The organism is Streptomyces sp. ADI95-17 (assembly GCF_003846175.1).
GTDB classification, from domain to species: domain Bacteria; phylum Actinomycetota; class Actinomycetes; order Streptomycetales; family Streptomycetaceae; genus Streptomyces; species Streptomyces sanglieri.
Genome location: NZ_ML123052.1, coordinates 371,561 through 395,409 on the forward strand (window position 1 = coordinate 371,561; position 23,849 = coordinate 395,409).

20 protein-coding genes, 1 tRNA gene and 1 riboswitch are annotated in these 23,849 nt (G+C 70.4%); of the genes, 16 read left to right on the plus strand and 5 right to left on the minus strand.

Going from position 1 to position 23,849, the window contains the following annotated elements; genetic code table 11:
- Positions 1 to 8 precede the first annotated feature (8 nt).
- Positions 9 to 2,567 (minus strand): YfhO family protein, encoded by a 2,559-nt coding sequence (locus EES42_RS38985; protein WP_124722926.1) that lies wholly within the window; start codon positions 2,565 to 2,567, stop codon positions 9 to 11.
- A gap of 123 nt (positions 2,568 to 2,690) precedes the next feature.
- On the opposite strand from EES42_RS38985, the gene EES42_RS38990 reads away from it, so the two are divergent.
- From EES42_RS38990 to EES42_RS39050, 13 genes are all read left to right on the plus strand, one after another.
- Complete coding sequence (locus tag EES42_RS38990; RefSeq protein WP_124722927.1) at positions 2,691 to 3,653, plus strand: glycosyltransferase family 2 protein; 963 nt, start codon at positions 2,691 to 2,693, stop codon at positions 3,651 to 3,653.
- Positions 3,650 to 4,051, plus strand: coding sequence for a GtrA family protein (locus EES42_RS38995; RefSeq protein ID WP_124722928.1), 402 nt, complete (start codon positions 3,650 to 3,652; stop codon positions 4,049 to 4,051). Before EES42_RS38990 ends, EES42_RS38995 begins: the two co-directional genes overlap by 4 nt.
- Before the next feature lie 158 nt (positions 4,052 to 4,209).
- Positions 4,210 to 4,866, plus strand: a complete 657-nt coding sequence (locus EES42_RS39000; RefSeq protein ID WP_124722929.1) for a SurA N-terminal domain-containing protein — start codon at positions 4,210 to 4,212, stop codon at positions 4,864 to 4,866.
- 46 nt (positions 4,867 to 4,912) lie between these two features.
- Complete coding sequence (locus EES42_RS39005; protein ID WP_124722930.1) at positions 4,913 to 5,875, plus strand: nucleoside triphosphate pyrophosphohydrolase; 963 nt, start codon at positions 4,913 to 4,915, stop codon at positions 5,873 to 5,875.
- 49 nt (positions 5,876 to 5,924) lie between these two features.
- Positions 5,925 to 7,226 (plus strand): cytochrome P450 family protein, encoded by a 1,302-nt coding sequence (locus EES42_RS39010; RefSeq protein ID WP_124722931.1) that lies wholly within the window; start codon positions 5,925 to 5,927, stop codon positions 7,224 to 7,226.
- A gap of 105 nt (positions 7,227 to 7,331) precedes the next feature.
- Positions 7,332 to 8,306, plus strand: a complete 975-nt coding sequence (locus EES42_RS39015; RefSeq protein WP_124722932.1) for a LysM peptidoglycan-binding domain-containing protein — start codon at positions 7,332 to 7,334, stop codon at positions 8,304 to 8,306.
- Positions 8,307 to 8,606: 300 nt separating this feature from the next.
- Positions 8,607 to 8,778: riboswitch (cyclic di-AMP (ydaO/yuaA leader) on the plus strand.
- A 3-nt stretch (positions 8,779 to 8,781) separates the two neighbouring features.
- Positions 8,782 to 9,558, plus strand: coding sequence for a LysM peptidoglycan-binding domain-containing protein (locus EES42_RS39020; protein WP_124722933.1), 777 nt, complete (start codon positions 8,782 to 8,784; stop codon positions 9,556 to 9,558).
- Between the two features lie 300 nt (positions 9,559 to 9,858).
- Entirely contained in the window at positions 9,859 to 11,139 is a 1,281-nt protein-coding gene (gene eno / locus EES42_RS39025; protein ID WP_124722934.1) for a phosphopyruvate hydratase, read from the plus strand.
- A gap of 98 nt (positions 11,140 to 11,237) precedes the next feature.
- On the plus strand, positions 11,238 to 11,708 hold the full coding sequence (locus EES42_RS39030; protein WP_124722935.1) for an FtsB family cell division protein: 471 nt from the start codon (positions 11,238 to 11,240) through the stop codon (positions 11,706 to 11,708).
- A gap of 59 nt (positions 11,709 to 11,767) precedes the next feature.
- Positions 11,768 to 12,301, plus strand: a complete 534-nt coding sequence (locus tag EES42_RS39035) for a DUF501 domain-containing protein (RefSeq protein ID WP_124722936.1) — start codon at positions 11,768 to 11,770, stop codon at positions 12,299 to 12,301.
- 111 nt (positions 12,302 to 12,412) lie between these two features.
- On the plus strand, positions 12,413 to 13,354 hold the full coding sequence (locus tag EES42_RS39040) for a Ppx/GppA phosphatase family protein (RefSeq protein WP_124722937.1): 942 nt from the start codon (positions 12,413 to 12,415) through the stop codon (positions 13,352 to 13,354).
- A gap of 436 nt (positions 13,355 to 13,790) precedes the next feature.
- Positions 13,791 to 15,176: an NAD(P)/FAD-dependent oxidoreductase gene (locus EES42_RS39045; protein WP_124722938.1), complete on the plus strand. Its 1,386-nt coding sequence runs from the start codon at positions 13,791 to 13,793 to the stop codon at positions 15,174 to 15,176.
- Between the two features lie 279 nt (positions 15,177 to 15,455).
- Positions 15,456 to 16,760, plus strand: a complete 1,305-nt coding sequence (locus EES42_RS39050; protein ID WP_124722939.1) for an SAM-dependent methyltransferase — start codon at positions 15,456 to 15,458, stop codon at positions 16,758 to 16,760.
- Positions 16,761 to 16,871: 111 nt separating this feature from the next.
- On the opposite strand, the gene EES42_RS39055 is transcribed toward EES42_RS39050, so the two are convergent.
- Positions 16,872 to 19,400: an ABC transporter permease gene (locus EES42_RS39055; RefSeq protein WP_124722940.1), complete on the minus strand. Its 2,529-nt coding sequence runs from the start codon at positions 19,398 to 19,400 to the stop codon at positions 16,872 to 16,874.
- Between the two features lie 58 nt (positions 19,401 to 19,458).
- Positions 19,459 to 20,229, minus strand: a complete 771-nt coding sequence (locus EES42_RS39060) for an ABC transporter ATP-binding protein (RefSeq protein ID WP_124722941.1) — start codon at positions 20,227 to 20,229, stop codon at positions 19,459 to 19,461.
- A gap of 491 nt (positions 20,230 to 20,720) precedes the next feature.
- Between EES42_RS39060 and EES42_RS39065 the strand changes: the two genes are divergently transcribed.
- Both EES42_RS39065 and EES42_RS39070 read left to right on the plus strand, forming a co-directional pair.
- Positions 20,721 to 20,806: transfer RNA gene (locus EES42_RS39065), tRNA-Leu, on the plus strand.
- A 186-nt stretch (positions 20,807 to 20,992) separates the two neighbouring features.
- The gene (locus tag EES42_RS39070; protein WP_124722942.1) at positions 20,993 to 21,880 is read left to right on the plus strand and encodes a Bax inhibitor-1/YccA family protein; all 888 of its coding nucleotides are present in this window, start codon (positions 20,993 to 20,995) and stop codon (positions 21,878 to 21,880) included.
- A 103-nt stretch (positions 21,881 to 21,983) separates the two neighbouring features.
- On the opposite strand, the gene EES42_RS39075 is transcribed toward EES42_RS39070, so the two are convergent.
- Positions 21,984 to 22,211, minus strand: a complete 228-nt coding sequence (locus EES42_RS39075; RefSeq protein ID WP_124722943.1) for a DUF4287 domain-containing protein — start codon at positions 22,209 to 22,211, stop codon at positions 21,984 to 21,986.
- A 101-nt stretch (positions 22,212 to 22,312) separates the two neighbouring features.
- On the opposite strand from EES42_RS39075, the gene EES42_RS39080 reads away from it, so the two are divergent.
- Entirely contained in the window at positions 22,313 to 22,630 is a 318-nt protein-coding gene (locus tag EES42_RS39080; protein WP_124722944.1) for a hypothetical protein, read from the plus strand.
- Between the two features lie 70 nt (positions 22,631 to 22,700).
- Here the strand turns inward: EES42_RS39080 and EES42_RS39085 are convergent, their stop codons facing one another.
- Positions 22,701 to 23,546 (minus strand): hypothetical protein, encoded by an 846-nt coding sequence (locus EES42_RS39085; protein WP_241196870.1) that lies wholly within the window; start codon positions 23,544 to 23,546, stop codon positions 22,701 to 22,703.
- Between the last annotated feature and the right edge of the window lie 303 nt (positions 23,547 to 23,849).

Below are 23,849 nucleotides of genomic sequence, written 5' to 3' on the forward strand. Positions count from 1 at the left end.
CGGCCCGGTCAGGCGTTGACGGGCTCCGGGGCCCCGGCCTCCCGCGGAGCCCGGTCGGGCCCGTGCGGCCCGGTTCCCGCGCCCCGTCGTCGCCGGTACGCGAGCGCCGCCCCGCCGAGCACCAGCACCACGAGCGCGCCCGCCCCGGCCGCCGCGCCCGCCCGCAGCCCCGGGGGCCGGAACGTGCAGTCGACGGATCCGCCCCGGGCCGGCGCCGGGGTGGCGACCAGGCCCAGATAGCTGTCGGCGGGACGGCCCTGGCAGCTCCAGCCCGCGATCCGGGGCGCCGCGAGCACGACCGTTCCGGTGGTGCCGGGCGGCAGCTCGGCCCGCACGCCGTGGTCGGTGACGTGCACGGCGCTCGCGCCGGTGCGCTTCAGTTCGGCGACCGCCGAGTCCAGCCGGGCCCGGTCCAGACAGCCGACCGCCCGATGCGGCACGGTCCCGGCGCGCACCGGGGTCAGCGTGACCCGCACGCTCCCGGCCCCGCCGACCTTGCCCAGGTGGTGCATCGCGGCCCGCCTGGCCGGCAGCTGCCCCTTGAACTCGACCTCCGGGCCCTCGCCCAGCCGTGCCCGGCCGAACATGTCGGGCGACCACAGATACGCCTCGGTGCCCGCCGGGCAGGCGGCGGTCAGCGTGTACGTGCCGCGTCCCACCCGGTAGTCGTACGCACCCTTGTCGCTCACCGCGCCGCCGTCCGCCGCCTTCAGCACCGTCTTCGGGACCGTGTAGACCCGCGAGCCGAGCAGCTGCTCCTGGTTCCGGAACGGCGAACGGCCGTACGGCACCGGCCCGCCCGGCCCGCGCACCGTCACCAGCGGCGGCGTCGCGGCACGGCTCACCGTCACCGGCCGGTCGTCCGTACCGCCCATGCCCGTGCGCCCGGCCCCCTGGTGCGGATCGCGCGGCCCGCGCACCCGCGCGCCGACCGAGAAGACCGCGTCCGTGACCGGGTTGTCGAGGCTCTGCACGGCCCGGCCGTTGGACGTCCACCCGCCGCCGAGCGCACGCATCGTGCGGGTCAGCACGGCGGGCGTGTGGCTGCTGTAGTACTGGCCGCCCTGCCCGCCCACCAGCAGCGGATCGTTGGCGGTGGTCTGCTCACGGCCGGGGTCCGTGCGGTAGCCCGGCCAGCCGTCGGCGCCCGCCACCACGGCCGCCTGGGTTTGCTGCCGTTCGCCCCAGGGCGCGTAGTCGTCTAGCCGGTTCAGCCGTTCCCGGTCGAAGTACGCGGTGCTCGCGGCGGCCTGCCCGGCCTGTGCGCCGATCAGCAGCACGGCGGCCAGCGCCGCGAGCCTGCGGCCCCGCCCGACCAGCACCAGAGCGCAGGCCGCGGCCACCAGACCCACCCCGAACAGCGGATACGTCCACCCGGTGACCAGGTCGCTGAAGCCCGCCCCGGCCGCCAGCAGCACCAGGACCCCGCCCCCGCCGATCAGCGCCCGCCGCTCCGGCCAGCCGTACGAGACAGAGACCCAGGCGGCGATCACCATCAGCCCGGCCAGCACGAACGTCTGCCGGTACGGGCTGCCGTTGGGCGTGGCGAAGGCGTGCCACAGCAGATGCGTCGGCTCCCACTGCAACGACAGCGCGACGCCCGCGACCAGCCCCACCCACGTCCACCGCTCGCGCCCCGGCACCGACCGCTGGAAGGCCAGCGCACAGACCAGCAGCAGGGTGCCGGTGCCGAGGAAGAGGGCCGGGGTGAAGAAGCTGTACGTGGCGGGCAGCAGCCGGGCGAGCACATCGGGCCAGGCGGCGGGCGCGAACGCGCGGTCCCAGCCCGGGTAGGCGTGCTTGGTGCCCAGGTAGACGGGGAGCAGCACGGGCGCCGACAGCCCGATCCCCACCCCGACCGTGCAGACGGCCCGCACCAGCCCCCGGACCACCGCCCGCCGGTCGTCCCGCTCGGTGAAGAACCGGACGGCCAGCACCAGGGCGGCACCGAGCGTCGCCATGTACGCGGTGTAGAAGTTCGCCGCCCACACCACCGCGACGAGCAGCGGCCCGGCGACCCGGTGCCGTCCCGTACGCGCCCACTCCGCGACCAGGCAGAGCAGCGGCAGCGCGACCAGCCCGTCCAGCCACATCGGGTTGTACGAGGCCTCGGCGACCGACCAGCCGCACAGCGCGTACGAGGCACCGAGCGTCCCGGCCGCCCACCAGCGCCCGCCACGGACCGTCAGCAGGAACAGGGTCATCAGCGCCGCGGCCGACGCCATCTTCAGGACCGTCACCACATAGACCGCGAGATCGATCCGGTCGCGCGGGAACACCCCGACGAGCAGGGCGAACGGGCTGGTCAGATAGGTGCCGAGATCCGGCAGGAAGCTCGTCCCGTACCCGGAGGACCAGTTGAGCAGCAGCCCGCCGTCCGCGTTCCCGTGCAGCAGGTCCCACAGCCGGGCGTGGAACGGCACGAACTGATTGCCCAGGTCGTTGACGCTGCGCGTGTGAGGCCCGAACGGGAAGACCCGCGCGACGGCGTCACCCGCGCAGACCGCGGCGACGGTGAGCAGCGCGGCGAGCGAGCCCGCGCACAGGCGGGGGCGGGAAGTCGGCATACGCAGGAATATGCCAGCTTCGAACACGCAACCCCGGGCCGAATTGGGTCAGTTCATGCAATGGACGCCCACCGGTCACGTGTTGCATCGGGTTCCGACATCTGGCCGGGCTGATGTACTTCCGTGCTGATCTCGCTGGTGGTGCCTTGTTTCAACGAGGAAGAGATCCTCGAACGCTTCCATGAACGCGTCACGGACGAAATGGCCGGGCTGGGACATGAATTCCAGCTGGTCTTCGTCGACGACGGCAGTGCGGACCGGACCCTGGTGATCCTCCAGGAGCTGGCCGCGTCCGACCCGCGGGTCCGCTATGTCTCCTTCAGCCGCAACTTCGGCAAGGAGGCCGCCATGCTGGCCGGCCTCCAGCACGCCGAGGGCGACGCCGTCGTCATCATGGACGCCGACCTCCAGCACCCGCCCGAGCTCGTGGGCCGGATGCTGGAGGAACACGCGCAGGGCTACGACCAGGTGATCGCCCGCCGCACCCGCAAGGGCGACCGGGTCACCCGCACGCTCAGCGCCCGCGCCTACTACTGGCTGATCAACCGCCTGGTGGACGTGGAACTGGTCGACGGCGTCGGGGACTTCCGGCTGCTCTCCCGCCGCACCGTCGACGCGGTACTGGAACTCACCGAATACAACCGGTTCTCCAAGGGCCTTTTCGCCTGGGTGGGATTCCGCACCACGACCTTCTCCTACGAGAATGCCGTCCGTGAACAGGGCAGTTCCGCCTGGACCTTCGGAAAGCTGCTCAATTACGGTCTCGACGGGCTGCTGTCCTTCAACAACAAACCGCTGCGCGCCGCGCTCTACCTCGGCATGCTGCTGCTGTCGGTGGCATTCGCCTATGCTGCGTGGATCGTCGGCGTCGCCCTGGTACAGGGGGTGGACACCCCCGGCTACGTCACCCTCATCGTCGTGGTCACGGCACTCGCCGGGGTCCAGATGGTGATGGTCGGAGTGGTCGGCGAGTACGTCGGCCGCATCTACTACGAGGTGAAGCGACGCCCGCACTTCCTGGTCAAGGCCACGAACACCGAGGCATCGCGACAGATACGGGAACCCCAGGAGTTCGTACGCCGATGACGGTCACCGCACAGATGGCCCGATTCGCCCTCGTGGGAGTGGTGAACACCGGCACGTACTACGGCTGCTATCTCGTCCTGCTGACGTGGCTGCCCTACATCGCCGCCCATGTGATCGCCTTCGTGCTGAGCATGATCGGGTCCTTCTTCCTGAACTCCTGGTTCACCTACCGGACCCGGCCCACCTGGCGGAAGTTCCTGCTCTTCCCGCTCACCAACGCCGCCAACTTCGTCATCACGACCGGCGGCGTCTATCTGCTGGTCGACCTCGCCGGGTTCAGCAGCCGGTACGCGCCGCTGGTCGCGGCCGCGGCGGCGATCCCGATCACCTTCGTCGTCTCGCGCACGATCATGCTCCGGCCGGACACCCCGGCCCCGGCGGCCGAACGCGTGCCCTGAGCCCCGCCGGGACGGCCCGGGCCGTCCCGGCCGGGCCCACATCCCCAACTCCTCCCGAATCGTTGGTCGAATCGGTGGCCCCAGCCGTGTCCACTGCCTAACATCGATCACCGCAAGGTCTTGTGCACTGATGCACAAACTCTCCCCGGGAGGTTCCTTTGCACCGCCGCCGTCGCACCGCGCTCACCGTCTCCGCCGCCCTGCTCGCCGGCGCCCCACTCCTGACCGCCTGCGGCAGCGAGGCCCACCCGGGCGCCGCGGCCGTCGTCGGCGGGGACCGGATCGAGGTCTCCACGCTGCAGGGCCAGGTGGCCGCCGTACGCGAGGCGCAGCGCGATTCGAAGGACGCCGCCCAGCTCATCGACAAGTCCGGACAGCTCAGCCGGGCCAAGCTGCACGGCCTGATCTTCGACCGGGTCCTGGACCGGGCCGCCCAGGACGCGGGCGTGTCCGTCAGCCGCAACGAGATCCAGCAGATGCGCAGGGCGGCGGCCGCCCAGTCCGGCGGGGAGGAGCGGCTGCGCACGGCGATGCTCCAGCAGAGCTGGGTCGCCCCCGACCAGATCGACGCGGTCCTGCGCGAGCAGGTCCAGCTGACCAAGCTGGCCCGGGCGCTCGGCGCCGACCTCCAGCAGCCCGCCGGCCAGCAGGCCGTCGGCGAGGCGCTCGGCAAGGCGTCGAAGGCCCTGCGGGTCGACGTCAATCCGCGCTACGGCAGCTGGGACAACAAGCAGACCCAGCTCGCCGACTACAAGGCCCCCTGGATCAACCGGGTCACCAAGCCGGCCGGCGCCGAGGCCGAGGCCGGGGCCTGACCGGCCGCGGCAGGGGCGGCCGGTGCGACCGGGGTAGATTCGAACGGTGAACGCTGAAGACCCCGGCCGTATCGTCCTGCTCACCGCCAGCCACCGCGTCGCGCCCGGACTCCTGTCCTGGCCCGCCTGGCAGACGCTGCACGCCGCGGACCGGGTGCTCTGCGCCGAGCCGGACCACCCGCAGCTGCCGTATCTGCGCGAGGCGGGCGTCACCGTCGAGCACTCAGCGCCCACCGCGCAGGAGCTCGTCGACGCCTGCGCGGGCGGCCGGTCCGTCGTCGTCCTCGCGGGCGGCGAGGGGAACCAGCCGCTGACCGACGGGCTCGCCCGGCTCGCCGGTTCGGGCCGGGTGCGGATGCCGGACCTGGAGCTGCTGCCCGGCTCGTACGACCTGCCGGGCGCCCGGCTCCTCGATCTGGTCCAGGTCATGGACCGGATCAGGCTCGAATGCCCGTGGACCTCGCAGAAGACCCACAAGGGCCTCGCCAAGTACGCCATCGAGGAGGCGTACGAACTCGTCGAGGCGATCGAGGACGGCGACCGCGACGAGCTGCGCGAGGAACTCGGCGACGTGCTCCTCCAGGTCGTCTTCCACGCCAGGATCGCCGAGGAGGACGAGCAAGAGCCGTTCTCCGTCGACGACGTGGCCGCGACCCTCGTCGAGAAGCTGATCCACCGCCACCCGCACGTCTTCGGCGACGAGAGCGCCGAGACCCCGGAGGACGTCCACGCGCACTGGCTGCGCACCAAGGCCATCGAGAAGCAGCGCGACTCGGTCACCGACGGGGTCCCGCTCGGTCAGCCCGGCCTGGCGCTGGCGGCGAAGCTGGCCGGCCGGGTCCGTACCGCGAAGCTCGACGTGCCGCTCCCCACCGGCGACGGCATCGGTTACGAGCTGCTCGCCCTCGCCGTACGCGCCGAGCAGGACGGCATCGACCCCGAGGCCGCCCTGCGGGCCGCGGGCCGCGCCTACCGGGACGCGATCAGGGCGGCGGAGGGCAACGGGTGACGCCGGAGGGCGATGCCCGGCGTCCGGGGGCGGCGGATAACGTCGGGGGGTGAACCACAGCCCCGCCGATCAGCCCGCCGCCTGCCCCGCCGGTGCCCCCGAGCTCTTCACCTGGGAGTTCGCCACCGACCCGTACCCGGCGTACGCCTGGCTGCGCGAGCACAGCCCCGTGCACCGGACCACGCTGCCCAGCGGCGTCGAGGCGTGGCTGGTGACCCGGTACGCGGACGCGCGGCAGGCGCTCGCCGACACCCGGCTCTCCAAGAACCCGGCGCACCACGCCGAGCCCGCGCACGCCAAGGGGAAGACGGGCATCCCGGGCGAGCGCAAGGCGGAGCTGATGACGCATCTGCTGAACATCGACCCGCCGGACCACACCCGGCTGCGCCGTCTCGTCTCCAAGGCGTTCACCCCGCGCCGGGTCGCCGAGTTCGCACCGCGCGTACAGGAACTGACGGACCGCCTCATCGACCGCTTCATCGCGGAGGGGAAGGCGGACCTCATCCACGACTTCGCCTTCCCGCTCCCCATCTACGCGATCTGCGACCTGCTGGGCGTTCCGCGCGAGGACCAGGACGACTTCCGGGACTGGGCGGGCATGATGATCCGCCACGGCGGCGGCCCGCGCGGCGGGGTGGCCAGGTCGGTGAAGAAGATGCGCGGCTATCTGGCCGAGCTGATCCACCGCAAGCGGGAGAACCCGGGCGACGACCTGATCTCCGGGCTGATCCGGGCCAGCGACCACGGCGAGCACCTCACCGAGAACGAGGCCGCCGCCATGGCCTTCATCCTGCTGTTCGCCGGATTCGAGACGACGGTCAACCTGATCGGGAACGGCGTCTACGCGCTGCTGCGCGACCCCGGTCAGCGCGAACGGCTCCAGCTCTCCCTGGACGCGGGGGAGAGCGGGCTGCTGGAGACCGGCATCGAGGAACTGCTGCGCTACGACGGCCCGGTGGAGCTGGCCACCTGGCGGTTCGCCACCGAGCCGCTGAGCCTCGGCGGACAGGACATCGCCGCCGGGGACCCCGTACTCGTGGTGCTCGCCGCGGCCGACCGCGACCCGGAGCGCTTCGAGGACCCCGACACGCTCGACCTCGCGCGGCGTGACAATCAGCACCTCGGATACGGGCACGGCATCCACTACTGCCTGGGAGCGCCGCTCGCCCGGCTGGAGGGACAGACCGCGCTCGCCACGCTGCTGAACCGCCTTCCGGACCTGCGGCTTGCGGTGGAACCTGCCGATTTGCGGTGGCGTGGCGGGCTCATCATGCGCGGACTTCGCACGCTTCCCGTGGAGTTCACCCCGGGGCCCGCCCACGCGGAAAGTGACGCTCTGTCAACTCTGTGACTTTCACGTGATCTGCGCTGCATCGACTTGTGACTCCCGTTCGAACCCGGCTAGGTTCACCGTTCGACTCACCAGTCACCTGTCAGCTACCCGGAAGGCAACCCCATGGGCTCCGCGAACGGCAGACACCGTCGCCCCCGTCAGGCACCCGCCATCGTCGTCGCCGCGGGCGTGACCGGATCGGCCATCGCCATCCCGCTGCTCGGCGCGTCCGGCGCACACGCGGCCGACGCCCAGACCTGGGACCGGGTGGCCGAGTGCGAGAGCGGCGGCATGTGGAGCGCCGATCTCGGCAACGGCTTCTACGGCGGCCTCCAGTTCTCGCAGGAGACCTGGAAGGCGTACGGCGGTGAGGCGTACGCGGAGCGCGCCGACCTCGCCAGCCGGGCGCAGCAGATAGCGGTGGCCGAGAAGGTGCTGGACGACCGGGGCCCGAAGGCCTGGCCCAGCTGCGCCGTCATCTCCGGCCTCGCCGTGGACGGGACGCTGCCGGGGGTGGACCCGGGTTCCGTGCCCGCCGACGGCCCGACCGGGAGCGCGAAGCCGTCCGACGACGCGTCGGCGGACCCGTCCGACGACGCCACGCCGTCCGACAGCGCCTCCGACGGCACGGACGCCGTGGACGGCTCCGACGGCTCGGAGAAGGCCGACGAGCCGTCAGGGAAGACCTCGCCGTCCCCGAAGCCCTCGGCCTCGACCACCCCGTCCCCGGACGCGTCCACCGACGCCCCCTCCGGAGCACCCGGCGACGCCTCCGGCTCGCCCGACGCGTCCGGCGGCACGGGCGGCAAGCACCGCGGCGCGCCGGCCACCGAGAAGGGCGGCGGCACGGACGGCGGCGGCCGCGAGGCGGGCCGTCATGCCTCGCGCGGCGGCAACGACGCGCGCGACACGGCCGACACGCCCGCCGACGGCACGTACACCGTCCATGTCGGCGACAACCTCTGGTCGATTGCTGATGCACAGAACATCCCCGGTGGCTGGCCCGCGCTCTACGAGGCCAACAAGGGTGCTGTCGGCGCCGACCCGGACCTCATCCTCCCTGGCCAGAGCCTCGATCTCGATGTGAAGGCCAAGTGAGGGCAGTCTGATAATCGACTAAAAGTGCCCCAAAAATCGGGGTAGTTCAGGGACCTATGTCCGCTTATGCGTAAGTGAGACATGGGTCTCTTTGCGTCAACTGGCGTGTCGCGCCCGGGGAGCCCTTCCGCATCACGTCCCACCTGCGGAAACGACACTTCTTCAGATGCAAGTAAGGGCTTATTGTCCGATGTGTCCATCTTTGAATGTGGGGGTTGCGTATGTTTACGGTCGGAACCGCTCGCACCGCGGGCCCCGTCGACCGTCACGCCGAATCCTGCCGTCGGTCGAAGGGAACAGACGCGTAAAGCGCCGTAGGCAGGAGCGGGGGACCCAGGTAAGCGCCGGGCCCGATCGTCGAAAGACGCATCAGGACCGGCTTGGGGTGAAGTCGCGTGCTAGGACGTGCGACCGGGCAACTCACTTGGCCCGAACCCGACAGCTCACCTCGTAGGCGTCGGTGAGGAGAAGTTCCATGCTGCTTTCCAGCAAGGGCAAGCACCGCCGCCCGTCCAAGGTCGTCCGCATCGCCACGCTCGCCGGTGTCGCCGGTGCCGCAGTCGCCGTGCCCCTGATGGGCGCGACCGGCGCCTCCGCCGCCTCCGTCTCCACCTGGGACGCCGTCGCCCAGTGCGAGTCCGGTGGCAACTGGTCCATCAACACCGGCAACGGCTACTACGGCGGTCTGCAGTTCTCGCAGTCCAGCTGGGCCGCCGCCGGCGGTACGCAGTACGCCGCCCGTGCCGACCTGGCCACCAAGGCCCAGCAGATCGCCACCGCCGAGAAGCTCCTCGACATGCAGGGCCCGGGTGCCTGGGGCTGCGCCGGTGCCGGCAACCTGACCAACGACGGCGTCGACCCGGGTGTCGACACCGGCTCCTCGAACTCCTCCTCGAACTCCACCGCGAGCTCCGGCGCCTCCGAGCAGCAGAGCGCCCCGAAGCAGCAGTCGCAGCCGGCCCAGCAGGCCCAGCCGAAGCCGGCCGAGCGCACCGAGGCCCCCGCCGCCTCCCGCTCGGACCGCTCCGCCGCCCCGCAGGCCGAGTCGAAGAAGACCGTCACCACCCCGACCGGCGAGAAGGTCAAGAAGGGCGACGGCGAGTACAAGGTCGTCTCCGGCGACTCGCTGAGCAAGATCGCCGCCGACAACAAGGTCGAGGGCGGCTGGCAGCAGCTGTTCGAGCTGAACAAGGACATCGTCAAGGACGCCGACCTGATCTACCCGGGTCAGCAGCTGCACCTGACGAAGTAGTCACGGCTCTCTCCTCTCCGGGACCCCCCTGAGCACCACCCCGGTCCGGCGCGCATTTCCCCGTGTGCGCCGGGCCGGGGCGCTGCCGTTCGTGCTCGGGGGAGCGCCGGATCGTTCAACTGTTGTAGTTACCGACCGGTAAATTTCTGGCTGTTTGCCCGGCAATGTGCGCCCTCGGGTCCTTTTTCGTCCCAGGGGTCGGGCGGTCGGCCGACTGATCGGGCCGGGCCGGTTAGGCTCTTTTCGCAAGGCCAAAGCGACCCTGCACAACCAGCGTCATATCCCAGAAGGAGATGCCTCGTGCCGTCCATCGACGTCGTCGTAGCCCGGGAAATCCTCGACTCCCGCGGAAACCCCACGGTCGAGGTAGAGGTCGGCCTCGACGACGGCAGCACGGGCCGTGCTGCCGTTCCGTCCGGCGCCTCCACCGGTGCGTTCGAGGCCATTGAGCTTCGCGACGGTGACCCCAACCGCTACCAGGGCAAGGGCGTCGAGAAGGCCGTCCTCGCCGTGATCGAGCAGATCGGCCCGGAGCTCGTCGGCTACGACGCCACCGAGCAGCGGCTGATCGACCAGGCGATGTTCGACCTGGACGCCACCGAGAACAAGGGCTCGCTCGGCGCCAACGCCATCCTCGGCGTCTCGCTGGCCGTCGCCCACGCCGCCTCCGAGGCCTCGGACCTGCCGCTGTTCCGCTACCTCGGCGGCCCGAACGCGCACCTGCTGCCCGTTCCGATGATGAACATCCTCAACGGCGGCTCGCACGCCGACTCCAACGTGGACATCCAGGAGTTCATGATCGCGCCGATCGGCGCGGAGTCCTTCTCCGAGGCACTGCGCTGGGGTGCCGAGGTCTACCACACGCTGAAGAAGGTCCTGAAGACCAAGGGCCTGTCGACCGGTCTCGGCGACGAGGGCGGCTTCGCGCCGAACCTGGAGTCGAACCGCGCCGCCCTGGACCTCATCGTCGAGGCCATCAAGGAAGCCGGCTACGTCCCGGGCAAGGACATCGCGCTGGCGCTCGACGTCGCCGCGTCCGAGTTCTACAAGGACGGCAAGTACGAGTTCGAGGGCAAGTCCCGCTCGGCCGCCGAGATGACCGAGTACTACGAGGAGCTCGTCTCCGCGTACCCGCTGGTCTCCATCGAGGACCCGCTGTACGAGGACGACTGGGCCGGCTGGAAGGTCATCACCGACAAGCTCGGCGCCAAGGTGCAGATCGTCGGCGACGACCTCTTCGTCACCAACCCGGAGCGCCTGGCCCGCGGCATCGAGGAGGGCTCCGCCAACGCCCTGCTCGTCAAGGTCAACCAGATCGGCTCGCTGACCGAGACCCTGGACGCCGTCGAGCTGGCCCAGCGCAACGGCTTCAAGTGCATGATGTCGCACCGCTCCGGCGAGACCGAGGACGTCACCATCGCCGACCTCGCGGTCGCGGTGAACTGCGGCCAGATCAAGACCGGCGCCCCGGCCCGCTCGGACCGCGTCGCCAAGTACAACCAGCTCCTGCGCATCGAGGAGATCCTCGACGACGCCGCGGTGTACGCGGGCCGCTCGGCGTTCCCGCGGTTCAAGGGCTGACAAGCCCGGCGGGGGCAAGTGCCCCGGCCTCCGTCCGTCCCCGCACTCGGTCCCGTACCGTGTGCGGGGACGGACGTGCGTAGTGGGGAGGCGGAGACATGGCCGCGAAGGACCGGGACCGGTTCTCCACCGCGACCCGGCTGCGACTGCTCGGCGAGCAGACCGCGGCCCGTGTCTACCGGTCCCAGAACCGCCGCCAGGCCCGCCGCTCACGGCTCACCGGCCGGGCGGCCTTCCTCGCGCTGGTCGTCTGCTCGCTGGTGGTCGCGCTCGCGTACCCGATGCGGCAGTACGTCTCGCAGCAGGACGAGATCGCCGACCAGGAGCGGCTGGCGCAGGACGCCAAGACCCGTACCGAGGAGCTGCGCGACGAGAAGGCGCGCCTCCAGGACGATGCGTACATCCGGCAGCTGGCCCGTACGCACCTGCACTACCTTCTTCCCGGGGAGACCGGTTACACGGTGATCGACCCCGACGCGGTCAAGGAGCGCGAGGGCCGGACGGACGAGTCCGGCCGGCCGTGGCACTCCAACCTCTGGGACGGCGTGGACAGCGCCGACCGCGACTGAATCTCTTCATCCATCTGCAGAACCGCAGTTCGAGCAGCCCGATCAGAACCTAGGCAGGCATGGAAACGCCCCCTCCCCAGACCGAGTCCACCGCGCCCACCGAGGCGGACATCGCCGCGTTCCAGCAGCAGCTGGGGCGTCCGCCGCGCGGTCTGCGCGCGATCGCGCACCGCTGCCCGTGCGGCAACCCGGACGTGGTCGAGACGCAGCCCCGGCTGGAGGACGGTACGCCGTTCCCGACGACGTACTACCTGACGTGCCCGCGTGCCGCGTCCGCGATCGGCACGCTGGAGGCGAACGGGGTCATGAAGGAGATGACCGAGCGCCTCGGTACGGACCCCGAGCTGGCCGCCGCGTACCGGGCCGCGCACGAGGACTACATCGCCCGGCGCGACGCGATCGAGGTGCTGGAAGGCTTCCCGAGCGCGGGGGGCATGCCGGACCGGGTGAAGTGCCTGCACGTCCTGGTGGGGCACTCGCTGGCCGCGGGGCCGGGGGTGAACCCGCTGGGGGACGAGGCGATCGCGATGCTGCCGGAGTGGTGGCGCAAGGGGCCGTGCGTTTCGCCGTGCGGCGCGCCGGACGAGGGCTGACCGTCCCTTCGGGGGCTCCGCCCCCGCACCCCCGCTCCTCAATCGCCGGAGGGGCTGGAATCGCTCCTCGGCCGCCGGAGGGGCTCTGTCTGCTTGATTTGGGAGTACTTCATGACCCGCGTGGCCGCCATCGACTGCGGTACCAACTCCATCCGTCTGCTCGTCGCCGACGCGGATCCGTCCACCGGTGAGTTCGTCGAGCTCGACCGGCGGATGGAGATCGTCCGGCTCGGGCAGGGCGTCGACCGTACCGGCCGGCTCGCCCCCGAGGCGCTGGAGCGGACGTTCGCGGCCTGCCGGCAGTACGCGGCGGTCATCAAGGAGCACGGGGCGCAGCGGATCCGTTTCGTCGCCACCTCCGCCTCCCGCGACGCGGAGAACCGGGACGACTTCGTCCGCGGGGTGCTGGAGATCCTGGGCGTCGAGCCCGAGGTGATCAGCGGTGACCAGGAGGCCGAGTTCTCCTTCACCGGAGCCACCAAGGAGCTCGCGGGCCGCGATCACCTGGCGAAGCCGTATCTCGTCGTGGACATCGGCGGCGGCTCCACCGAGTTCGTCGTCGGTGACGACCACGTGCGGGCCGCGCGCTCCGTGGACATCGGCTGCGTACGGATGACCGAGCGGCACCTCGTACGCGACGGCGTCGTGACCGACCCGCCGGAGGACGAGCAGATCGCCGCGATCCGGGCCGACATCGACGCCGCCCTGGACCTCGCCGAGGAGAGCGTCCCGCTCGCCGGGGCCGCCACCCTCGTCGGGCTGGCCGGGACGGTCACCACGATCGCCGCGATCGCCCTGGGGCTGGAGGCGTACGACTCCGAGGCGATTCACCACTCCCGGATCTCCTTCGAGCAGGTCCAGGAGATCACCGGACGGCTGCTCGGCTCCACCCACGCCGAACGGGCCGCGATCGGCGCGATGCACCCGGGACGGGTCGACGTGATCACGTCCGGGGCGCTGATCCTGCTCGCCGTGATGGAGCGGACCGGGGCCCGCGAGGTCGTCGTCAGCGAGCACGACATCCTCGACGGAATCGGCTGGTCGATCGCCTAGGGCGGCTGCGCGCGAGCCCCCGGACGGGGCGCTCACGCGTACCTTGGCCTGCACCTTTGAGCTCTTCCGGGCCCCCCGAGCGGTGGTTCGCGGGACACGTCGCGACGAAGTTCGTGAACTTCTTCACAAGGAATTCGGCTCTATGGAGGGCGGTTCTGCTCCGGATGGGCATCCGGGGCCGCTCGCAAGGCCGTTGAGAGACCGCGCGGAAGTGTTCCGGACGTGTTGCCGGGAGGTGAACCGGAGCGGTGGTTCACCCCGCCCGGAGGGCCAAGGGCCAGCTCACAAGCGGTGAACAACGTTCGCCGTCACGCCGTGGTTCCCCTGCGGCGCCATGACCTGGGTCACGTGGGCGGCGAAGTGTAGCAGAAGGGGGCACCAACCTTGTGAAGGGGCTCACGAGCATGCCCTCGGAGGGGGGTGGATACTCGATGGCATGAGCACCACGGAGCGTCCCAGGATCCTCGTAGTAGGCGGTGGGTACGTAGGCCTGTACGCAGCTCGACGCATTCTCAAGAAGATGCGCTACGGAGAGGCGACCGTCACGGTCGTCGACCCGCGCTCGTACATGACGTACCAGCCCTTCCTCCCCGAAGCTGCTGCCGGCAGCATCTCGCCTCGGCATGTCGTCGTCCCGCTGCGACGCGTACTGCCGAAGGCCGAGGTGCTCACCGGCCGCGTCACGACCATCGATCAGGACCGCAAGGTCGCCACGGTCGCGCCGCTCGTCGGCGAGGCCTACGAGCTGCCCTTCGACTACCTGGTCATCGCGATGGGCGCGGTCTCCCGCACCTTCCCGATCCCCGGCCTCGCCGAGCAGGGCATCGGCATGAAGGGCATCGAGGAGGCCATCGGCCTGCGCAACCACGTCCTTGAGCAGCTGGACAAGGCCGACTCGACGACCGACGAGGACGTCCGCCGCAGGGCGTTGACGTTCGTCTTCGTGGGCGGCGGTTTCGCCGGTGCGGAGACCATCGGCGAGGTCGAGGACATGGCCCGCGACGCGGCGAAGTACTACACGAACGTGAAGCGCGAGGACATGCGCTTCATCCTCGTCGACGCCGCCGACAAGATCCTTCCCGAGGTCGGCCCGAAGCTGGGCACCTGGGGCCGGGAGCACCTGGAGTCCCGTGGTGTCGAGGTCTTCCTCTCGACCTCCATGGACTCCTGCGTCGACGGTCACGTCGTGCTGAAGAACGGCCTTGAGGTCGACTCCAACACCATCGTGTGGACGGCCGGCGTGAAGCCGAACCCGGCGCTGGCCCGCTTCGGCCTGCCGCTCGGCCCCCGCGGTCACGTGGACACCTCCGAGAAGCTCCAGGTGCAGGGCACCGACTACATCTGGGCCGCGGGCGACAACGCCCAGGTTCCGGACATGGTCGGCCGCAAGGCCGGTAACCCGAACGCCTGGTGCCCGCCCAACGCCCAGCACGCGCTGCGGCAGGCCAAGGTCCTCGGCGACAACGTCATCTCCGGGATGCGCGGCTTCCCGCAGAAGGACTACAGCCACGCCAACAAGGGTGCCGTCGCCGGTCTGGGGCTGCACAAGGGCGTCGCGATGATCGTCATGGGCAAGATGAAGATCAAGCTCAAGGGACGCCTCGCCTGGTACATGCACCGTGGCTACCACGGCATGGCGATGCCGACCTGGAACCGTAAGATCCGGATCTTCGCCGACTGGACCCTTGCGATGTTCCTCAAGCGCGAGGTCGTCTCGCTCGGCGCCATGGAGACGCCGCGCGAGGAGTTCTACGAGGCCGCCAAGCCGGCCCCGGCACCGGCCGCCGCCAAGGCCGAGGGCGAGAAGGCCAAGGCCTCCTAGTCCGCCCGCGGGCCCACTCACCCGCGCAGCAGTACCTGTACGACGCCCGAAGGGGCCGTCCGCCATCCGTGGTGCGGGCGGCCCCTTCGGCGTATCCGCGCCAAATGCATGTGGTGTACAGCTATTTTGCCTTTCCATTGCGCTGTAGCGGGATGGCGGGCGCCTCGCGGACTGTTGAGGGGTACGTACCTCGTCGCGGCACACGGGTGCCCGGCGTGGTTGCAGGCATGTTCGACCATGTTTGGGCACATTGGGAACACCATCACGGAGGTGTGCGCCATGGCAGACGCCGCGTTGCGGCTGACCGCTCTCGCCGAGGAGTTGCTGGGAGAAAAGCTGCCGGTCCGAATCCGGGCCTGGGACGGCAGCGAATCCGGACCGCCCAGTGCCCCCGTACTTGTGATCCGGAACCGCCGGGCGCTGCGCCGGCTGCTCTGGAAGCCGGGCGAACTGGGCCTGGCCCGCGCCTGGGTGGCCGGCGAACTCGACATCGAAGGCGATCTCTACGAGGCCCTGGACCTGATGGCCTCGCTCATCTGGGAACGCGCCGCCGACACCGCGGACCGCGTCCACCCGGTCCGCGACCCCAAGGTGAGGGCCTTCGCCAAGGGGCTGCTGCAACTGGCCGGCCCGCTGCCCCCGCCGCCCCCGCCGCCCGAGGAGGTCCGCCGCCGCACCGGCACCCTCCACACCAAGCGCCGGGACAAGCAGGCCATCAGCCACCACTACGACGTGGGCAACGACTTCTACGAACTGGTCCTCGGCCCGTCCATGGTCTACTCCTGCGCCTACTGGGAGAACGGCGGGACCCTTGAGGACGCCCAGCGCGACAAGCTCGACCTGGTCTGCCGCAAGCTCGCGCTGAAGGAGGGCGACCGCCTCCTCGACGTCGGCTGCGGCTGGGGCTCCATGGCCATCCACGCCGCCCGCGAGTACGGTGCCCGGGTCACCGGAGTGACCCTCTCCGTCGAACAGGCCGCCTTCGCCAGGAAGCGCATCGCGCAGGAGGGCCTGACCGACCGGATCGAGATCCGGGTCCAGGACTACCGGGACGTCAGGGACGGCCCCTACGACGCCATCTCGTCCATCGGCATGGCGGAACACGTCGGATCGGTCCGGTTCCGCGAGTACGCGGACGACCTCTACGCACTCCTCAAGCCCGGCGGCCGGCTGCTCAACCACCAGATCGCCCGCCGCCCCGAGAAGGACGAGTCCGCGTACCACGTGGACGAGTTCATCGACGCCTATGTCTTCCCCGACGGCGAACTGGCCCCGGTGGGCCGGACCGTGGCCACCCTCGAAGAGGCCGGGTTCGAGGCCCGCGACGTCGAGGCGCTGCGTGAGCACTACGCGCTGACCCTGCGCCGCTGGGTCGCCAACCTGGAGAAGCACTGGGACCGGGCGGTCCGGATGACCTCGCCCGGACGGGCCAGGGTCTGGCGGCTCTACATGGCCGCCTCCGCCCTCTCCTTCGAACACAACAAGATCGGCGTCAATCAGATCCTCGCGGTGCGCCCCGCGGCGGGCGGGGCCGCCGGCCTGCCGCTGCGGGCCCGCGACTGGACGGCTTCCGCGACCGGCTGACACCGGGACGGGACGCCACGGACACGGCCGAGGGCCGGTACCCGCAGCTCCTTCGCTGCGCGTACCGGCCCTCGGGTGTGTCCGGCGGGGTCCGGGCCCCGCCGGACCGCACTACTCGGTCTTGATGGCCGTCAGCATGTTCAGCTTCGCGGCACTGCGGGCCGGCCAGAGCGCGGCCAGCACACCCACGATCCCCGCCAGCACCAGGAAGACCGCGATCCGGTCCCACGGGATGACCAGCGCGTAATCCGGGATCTCCGACGACAGGGTCTGCCCGATCGCCCAGCCGAGGAACATGCCGAGCACGACACCGACCACCGCGCCGAAGAGCGAGATGACCACGGCCTCCAGCCGGATCATGCGCTTCACCCGGCCCCGGTCCAGGCCGATCGCCCGCAGCATGCCGATCTCCTGCTGGCGCTCGAAGACCGACATCGCCAGGGTGTTGACGACCCCGAGCACCGCGATGATCAGGGCCATCGCCAGCAGCCCGTACATGATGTTCATCGCGAGGTTGACCGAGCCGCCGAACATGTCACGGATGTCCTGACGGTCCATGATGCTCATCCCCGGGTTGTCACCCAGAGCCTTCACCAGGGCCTGCTCGTTGGCCTCGGTCGCGCCGCCGTCCGTCTTCAGCCAGATCTCGCGGATGTACGACATGCCGCCGTGCGCATCGGCGACGTTCTTCGGGACCAGGATCGGGGAGAGCATCTCGTTCCCCTCGAAGACCGCCCCGACCTTCAGCTCGCCCTTCTTCTCGTCGTCGAACTTCACCCGGAGGGTGTCGCCGGTCTTCCAGCCGTTGGACTTGGCCGTCTTCTTGTCGACGGCGATCTCGCCCTTGCCCAGCGCGTCGAGCGAGCCGGAGACGGCCGGCAGCGTGAAGAGCTGCTGGACATCGCCGGGGCTGACGGCGGACGCGGAGTGGTAATCGCCCTTGATCTCCAGCGAGGTGGCCTCCTGCGGCGAGATGGCCGAGACCCCGTCGGCCTTCCGCAGCGCGGTGAGCGCCGACTCGTCGAGCGGACCGCCGCTCGCCATCGACACCATGTAGTCGGCCTTGATGTTGTCCGTGGTCATCCGGTCGACCGCCTGGCCGAGGGTGACGCCGAGGACCGAGATGCCGGTGACCAGGGTGAGGCCGATCGCCAGCGCGGAGGCGGTGGCGCCGGTACGGCGCGGGTTGCGGACCGCGTTCTGCGCGGCCAGCTTGCCGGAGACCCCGAACAGCCGCTTCAGCAGCGGGCGGACCAGCGCGATCACCGGCCGCGACAGCAGCGGGATCAGCACGATGACACCGATCAGGGTGAGGAAGGCACCCACGGCGATGACCGTCCGGCCGGACGATCCGCTCTTGGACGCGCCCGCCACGATCGCCGCCCCGCCCAGCAGGGTGAGTACCGCGCCGATCGAGTTGCGCACCACCAGGGACTTGACCGTGGCCGTCGCGTGCACGCTGCTCATCGCCGCGACCGGCGGGATCTTGGCGGCCCGGCGGGCGGGCAGCCAGGCGGCCAGCACGGTGATCAGGACGCCGACTCCGAACGCGGCGAGGACCGCGGTGGGCGAGACGATCAGCGGTCCGGCCGGGATCTTCCCGCCGAACAGGCCCATCGCGGAGCGCAGCCCGATGGCGAGGGCCAGCCCGATGGCGAAGCCGATGACCGAGGCGACCACACCGACGACGGCCGCTTCGAGGAGCACCGAGCGCTTGACCTGGCGGCGCGAGGCGCCGACGGCGCGCATCAGCGCCAGTTCCTTGGTGCGCTGGGCGACCAGCATGGTGAAGGTGTTGGCGATCAGGAAGACACCGACGAACAGGGCGATGCCGGCGAAGGCGAGCAGCATCCCGTTGAGACCGCTCAGACCGGCCTCGATGTCCTTGGCCTGCTGGTCCGCGAGCGCCTGGCCGGTCTTGGCCTGGGCGTCCTTGGGCAGCAGCGGCTTCACCTCGGCCAGCAGCTTCTCGGCGGAGACGCCGGGCGCGGCGGACACGTTGGCGTCCTGGAACACGCCGGGCTTGAGGTAGAGCTTCTGGGCGACCTCGGTGTCGAAGAGGACCAGGCTGCCGCCCGCGTTGACCGCGCCGTCCTCGGTGGTGAAGACACCGGAGAGGACGTACTCCTTCACCGGCCCGTTCGTGGCGACCCGGACCCGGTCACCGACGTGGTACTCGCCCTTCTTCGCGGTCTCCTTGTCGAGCGCGATCCGGTCGGCCGCGGCCGGGCCCGTACCGTCGACGAAGGTGTACGCGGAGTCCTTGCCGTTCTTGGCGGGGAAGTAGTTCCCGCCGGTGTTCGACCAGCCGTTGCCGATCAGCCTGCCGTCGGGGTCGGCGACCCCGGCGAAGCCGGAGACCCGGCCGGTGGCGGTGCCGACGCCGTCCAGGCCCTGGATCTTCTCCAGGGTGGCGGCGGTGATGCCGGAGGTCTTCTCGTCGCGCTGGTCGGCGTAGGTGGTGACGGCGACGGCCACGTCGTCGTAGCTCTTGGCCGACTGGTTGCGGAGGGCGTTGCCGAGGGTGTCGGTGAAGACCAGCGTGCCGGAGACGAAGGCCACACCGAGCATCACGGCGAGGACGGTCATCAGCAGCCTGGCCTTGTGCGCGAGCACATTGCGCAGGGCGGTACGGAACATGTCTGTCAGTCCTGGGATGGGGAGGGGGTCCGGGAAGGGGCGCGGGGCGGGACGGGACTCAGCTGGTGCGGCCCTTGGCGTCGAACGCCTTCATCCGGTCCAGGACCCGGTCCGCGGTGGGGTTGATCATCTGGTCGACGATCCGGCCGTCCGCGAGGAAGATGACCCGGTCCGCGTAGGAGGCGGCCGCCGGGTCGTGGGTGACGATCACCACGGTCTGTCCCAGCTCGCGCACCGAGTTGCGCAGGAAGCCGAGGACCTCGGCGCCGGAGCGGGAGTCCAGGTTCCCGGTCGGCTCGTCACCGAAGATGATCTCCGGCCGGGAGGCCAGGGCGCGGGCCACCGCGACGCGCTGCTGCTGGCCGCCGGAGAGCTCGGTCGGCCGGTGGTTCAGCCGGTCGGAGAGGCCCACCATGTCGATGACCTGGCGCACCCACTCGGCGTCGGGCTTGCGGCCCGCGATGTCCATGGGAAGCGTGATGTTCTCGTACGCCGTCAGCGTCGGCAGCAGGTTGAACGCCTGGAAGATGAAGCCGATCTTGTCCCGGCGGAGCTGGGTGAGCTGCTTGTCCTTGAGGGTGCCGAGCTCCGTGTCGCCGATCCGCACCGAACCGCTGCTGAAGCTGTCGAGACCGGCCACGCAGTGCATCAGCGTGGACTTGCCGGAGCCGGACGGGCCCATGATCGCGGTGAACTCGCCCTGGGGGAAGTCCACGCTGACCTGGTCCAGAGCGGTCACCCTGGTCTCGCCCTCCCCGTAGACCTTCGACAGATCCGTGGCGCGGGCGGCCACCGTGGCGACGCGGGGTGCGGTGGAAATGGTGGTCACGGGAATCTCCTGTTTCGGGGCTCCGGCCGAGGGCTCGTCCGGTGTTTGAGCGGAACCCCTCAATCGTCACCGCCGTTCCGCCGCCGGTCGTCCGTCCGCATGCCCGTTCCGAGGGCAGCCTTGAGTCGCACCGGGAGAGCCCCGGGTCCTCCTGCGGTATGACATCGACCCTGAGTCGCCGGTCCGGGGCCGCCTGCCCGGCCGGGGCGCCCCGGCTCCGGTGTCCGGCCCTGCGCCCCGCCGGGTGGCGCGCCCGTGGCGATCACCGGCGCGCGCCTGGTGAATGCGCCGTCCGAGTGCGGCGACTTTACGTCAATCCGGATTACCGGCCGCCGTGCCCGCTACCCCGCCCAGGCATGTGGCGATGCCCTTTCGCGAGTGCTGACGACCCCTCAAGCGGTCAATAAAATAAGACAACATCGCGTCACTGATCCGCTGTTCGGGGGAAGTCCCCGGATAGGGTCATGTGCCAACGCGGAGCCGCGCGCCAGGCCTGGATGGTGGAATGCAGACACGGCGAGCTTAAACCTCGCTGCCCCTCGGGGGCGTACCGGTTCGAGTCCGGTTCCAGGCACCACTTCTCTCTTGGCGGCCGAGCCGGCGGCAGATCCGCTCACCGGTGATCCGGGTCCGTTTTCCGACAGGTTTCCGGGTCGGCTCCGGACAGGTTCCCGCAAAGATCCTCCCCAAGCACTAGTCTGATTCTTTTGCCTACCCATTACTCTTGTGGGAAGGCCGCGCAGGGTGGCCATGGAGGAGTGAGATGAGGAGCAGCAACCCGGTCTTCTCGCGACGGGGCTTCAGCCGCGACAACGGATACGCGGGCTTCAACGCGGCGCCGCAGGCCGGGGCCCCCGCAGCGGGTGCCAACCCGTACGCGCAGGGCGCCGCCGCCAACCCGTACGCCACCAACCCCTACGCCCAGCCGGACGCCCAGTACGGCGCCCCGCAGGCACCGGCGCGCACCGGCGCGATGACGATCGACGACGTCGTCACGCGCACCGCGATCACGCTGGGCACCGTGGTGCTCGGCGCCGCGCTCGCCTGGGCGCTGCTGCCCGTCGACAAGGACAACCTGGGCAAGTCGTACGGCATCGCGATCGGCGCCGCCCTGGTGGCGTTCGTCCTGTCGCTCGTCCAGTCCTTCAAGCGCAAGCCGGTCCCGGCGCTGATCGTGTCGTACGCGGCCTTCGAGGGTGTCTTCCTCGGAGTGATCTCCAGCGCGGTCAGCACGTACATCGGACCCGGCGTCGTGATGCAGGCGGTGATGGGCACCATGTGTGTCTTCGCCGGTGTGCTGCTCGCGTACAAGATGCGCTGGATCCGGGTCACCCGCCGCTTCTACGGCTTCGTGATGGCCGCCGCCGTGGGCTTCATGCTCCTGATGGTGGTCAACCTGCTGTTCGCCGTCTTCGGCGGCGGTGACGGCCTGGGCTTCCGCAGCGGTGGCCTCGGCATCCTCTTCGGCGTCATCGGGATCATCCTCGGTGCGTGCTTCCTGGCCCTGGACTTCAAGCAGGTCGAGGACGGCATCGCCTACGGTGCCCCCCGCGAGGAGTCCTGGCTGGCGGCCTTCGGCCTCACCATGACCCTGGTGTGGATCTACCTGGAGATGCTGCGTCTCTTCGCCATCCTCAGCGGCGACGACTGATCGCAGGCACCCGCACGACGGGAACGGCCCGCAGGCACTGTGCCTGCGGGCCGTTCCCTTTTTTCCGTCTCTTCCATGTGCTTCCCGTGCCGGCGCACGCTTCTCAGAGCAGCTTGCGGGCTGCCCTTCTGAGGTCGTACTCGTGGATGAGTGCCTTCGCGTGTCCGTAGGCGAGGTCGTGCTCGCTCCGCAGCCAACTGACCTTCTCCTCGAAGCGGAGAGGGGGGCCGTCCTCCACGGTGCGGAGCCAGTCGGCGATCTCACGACCGGTGCAGCGGGGGATCCGGGAGAGCAGATTGCGATGGGTCTCTTCGGAGAAGACATGGGACATCGGCGCCTCCGACGCATTGCGTGTTGCTGAACCTTGCCCGACACCGTGCCCGAGCATCGGCCCGTTGGCAACCGTCCTGCCGGGGCGCGTAGGGTCGCGGAGTGCTCGATACGACCCCGCTGATCACCGCCGTGGACCGATTCGCCGACCGGCTGCGCGCCGCCCCGCAGAGCCGTCTGCAGCGCGGAGCCGCTGCCGAAGGACTGGCCGCGGCCCGGGAACTGGCGCTGCGCGCCCAGCGGATCGAGGCGCCGGACCGGGAGCCGCACCCCATGCCGGACGCCGGGATCTTCTCCATCGGTGACCAGCTCGCCGTGGCGGGGCGCGATCTGGCGGTGGCACTGGAAACGGCCCCGTCGGCTGAACTCGACGAGGCCGTGCAATTCGTGAACGAGGCCGCTGCGCGCGCGTTCGCGTAGCGGCGGTGGCGGGGCCGGGCGGCCCGGGGGCGGCGGCCGGCGAGAGCCGCTGTGCCCGGACGGAGCGGTGTCAGAACGAGGCGATGACCCGGTCGGCGAGGATGTAGACGTTCTCCTTGCCGCAGGAGAAGGTCAGGGCGTACGCGCCGGAGACGCCGGAGCCGCCCAGCAGTACCGGGTGCTCGCCCGCGAGCAGCGAACCGGCCAGCCGCTCGGCCGTCTCGCGGTGTCCGGGAGTCATGCAGAGCGTGGTGCCGTCGGCGAAGACGTAGACGTCCAGGGTGCCGAGCGGACCGGGGCGCACATCGGCGAGTTCCGTACGGCTGTCGGCCAGCTCTTCGAGACGGTTCACGGTGCGCTCGTGGTCGGAGACGACCGGGGTCTGCACCGGTACGAAGTCGGGGTGCGAGGGGTGCCGGCGGCGGGCGGCGGCCAGCTCGGGGGAGTCCTCGGCGAACTCCGCCGGTCCGGGCAGCTCGGTCATGTCGGCCAGCTCCGTCAGCTCCACCAGCTCGTCGAGAGCCTCGGTGGCGTCGAGGTCCATCGCTTCGAGGCCCGCGAAGTCGGACTGGCGGGGCATGAAGAAGGGGACGTCGTCTCCCGTCCCGGTCAGGCCGCCCAGCAGGGACGGGGCGTCGGCGGCGTCGCGGGCCTCCTGGGTGGCCCAGAAAGCGCGGGCCTCGGCGAGCTCGCGCTCGCGCTCCTCGGCCAGTGCCTCGGCGACGGCCGCGCGTATCTCGGCGACGGGGGTGACGGTGCTGCGGCTCTGTGCGGGCACGGTGATGCCCTGTGCACGGGCCTCGGACAGCTCGGTACGAAGGGCCGTGACCTGCTTGCGCAGCCCGTGAGCAGCGTGCAGAGCAGCGGCGCCCACGGCCGTGGCGGCGGCGGTGGTCAGCAACAGGGCAAGAGACATGGCGCTCACTGACATACTCCCGGTTTCAATCGATCCCCCGACTTCCTACATCAGCTTGTCCCCTACCTGCGCCCTGTGTCAGTGCATTACGTCACGAATTGGACAGGTCTTTGGACCCAGGGTTTAACCCTGATGCGGGTGTGACCTGCGGATATGGCTCTCCCCCAGGAGATAGGTCACATCCTGGGGGAGATTCGGTCACGGTCGGGGCTCGGAACCGGCCACCGTACGGGGCGAGAACCCGCTGACGGCTATGTCAGATCCGGCCCGGCTCAGCCTTGGCCCGGCTCAGCTCAGCCGCTC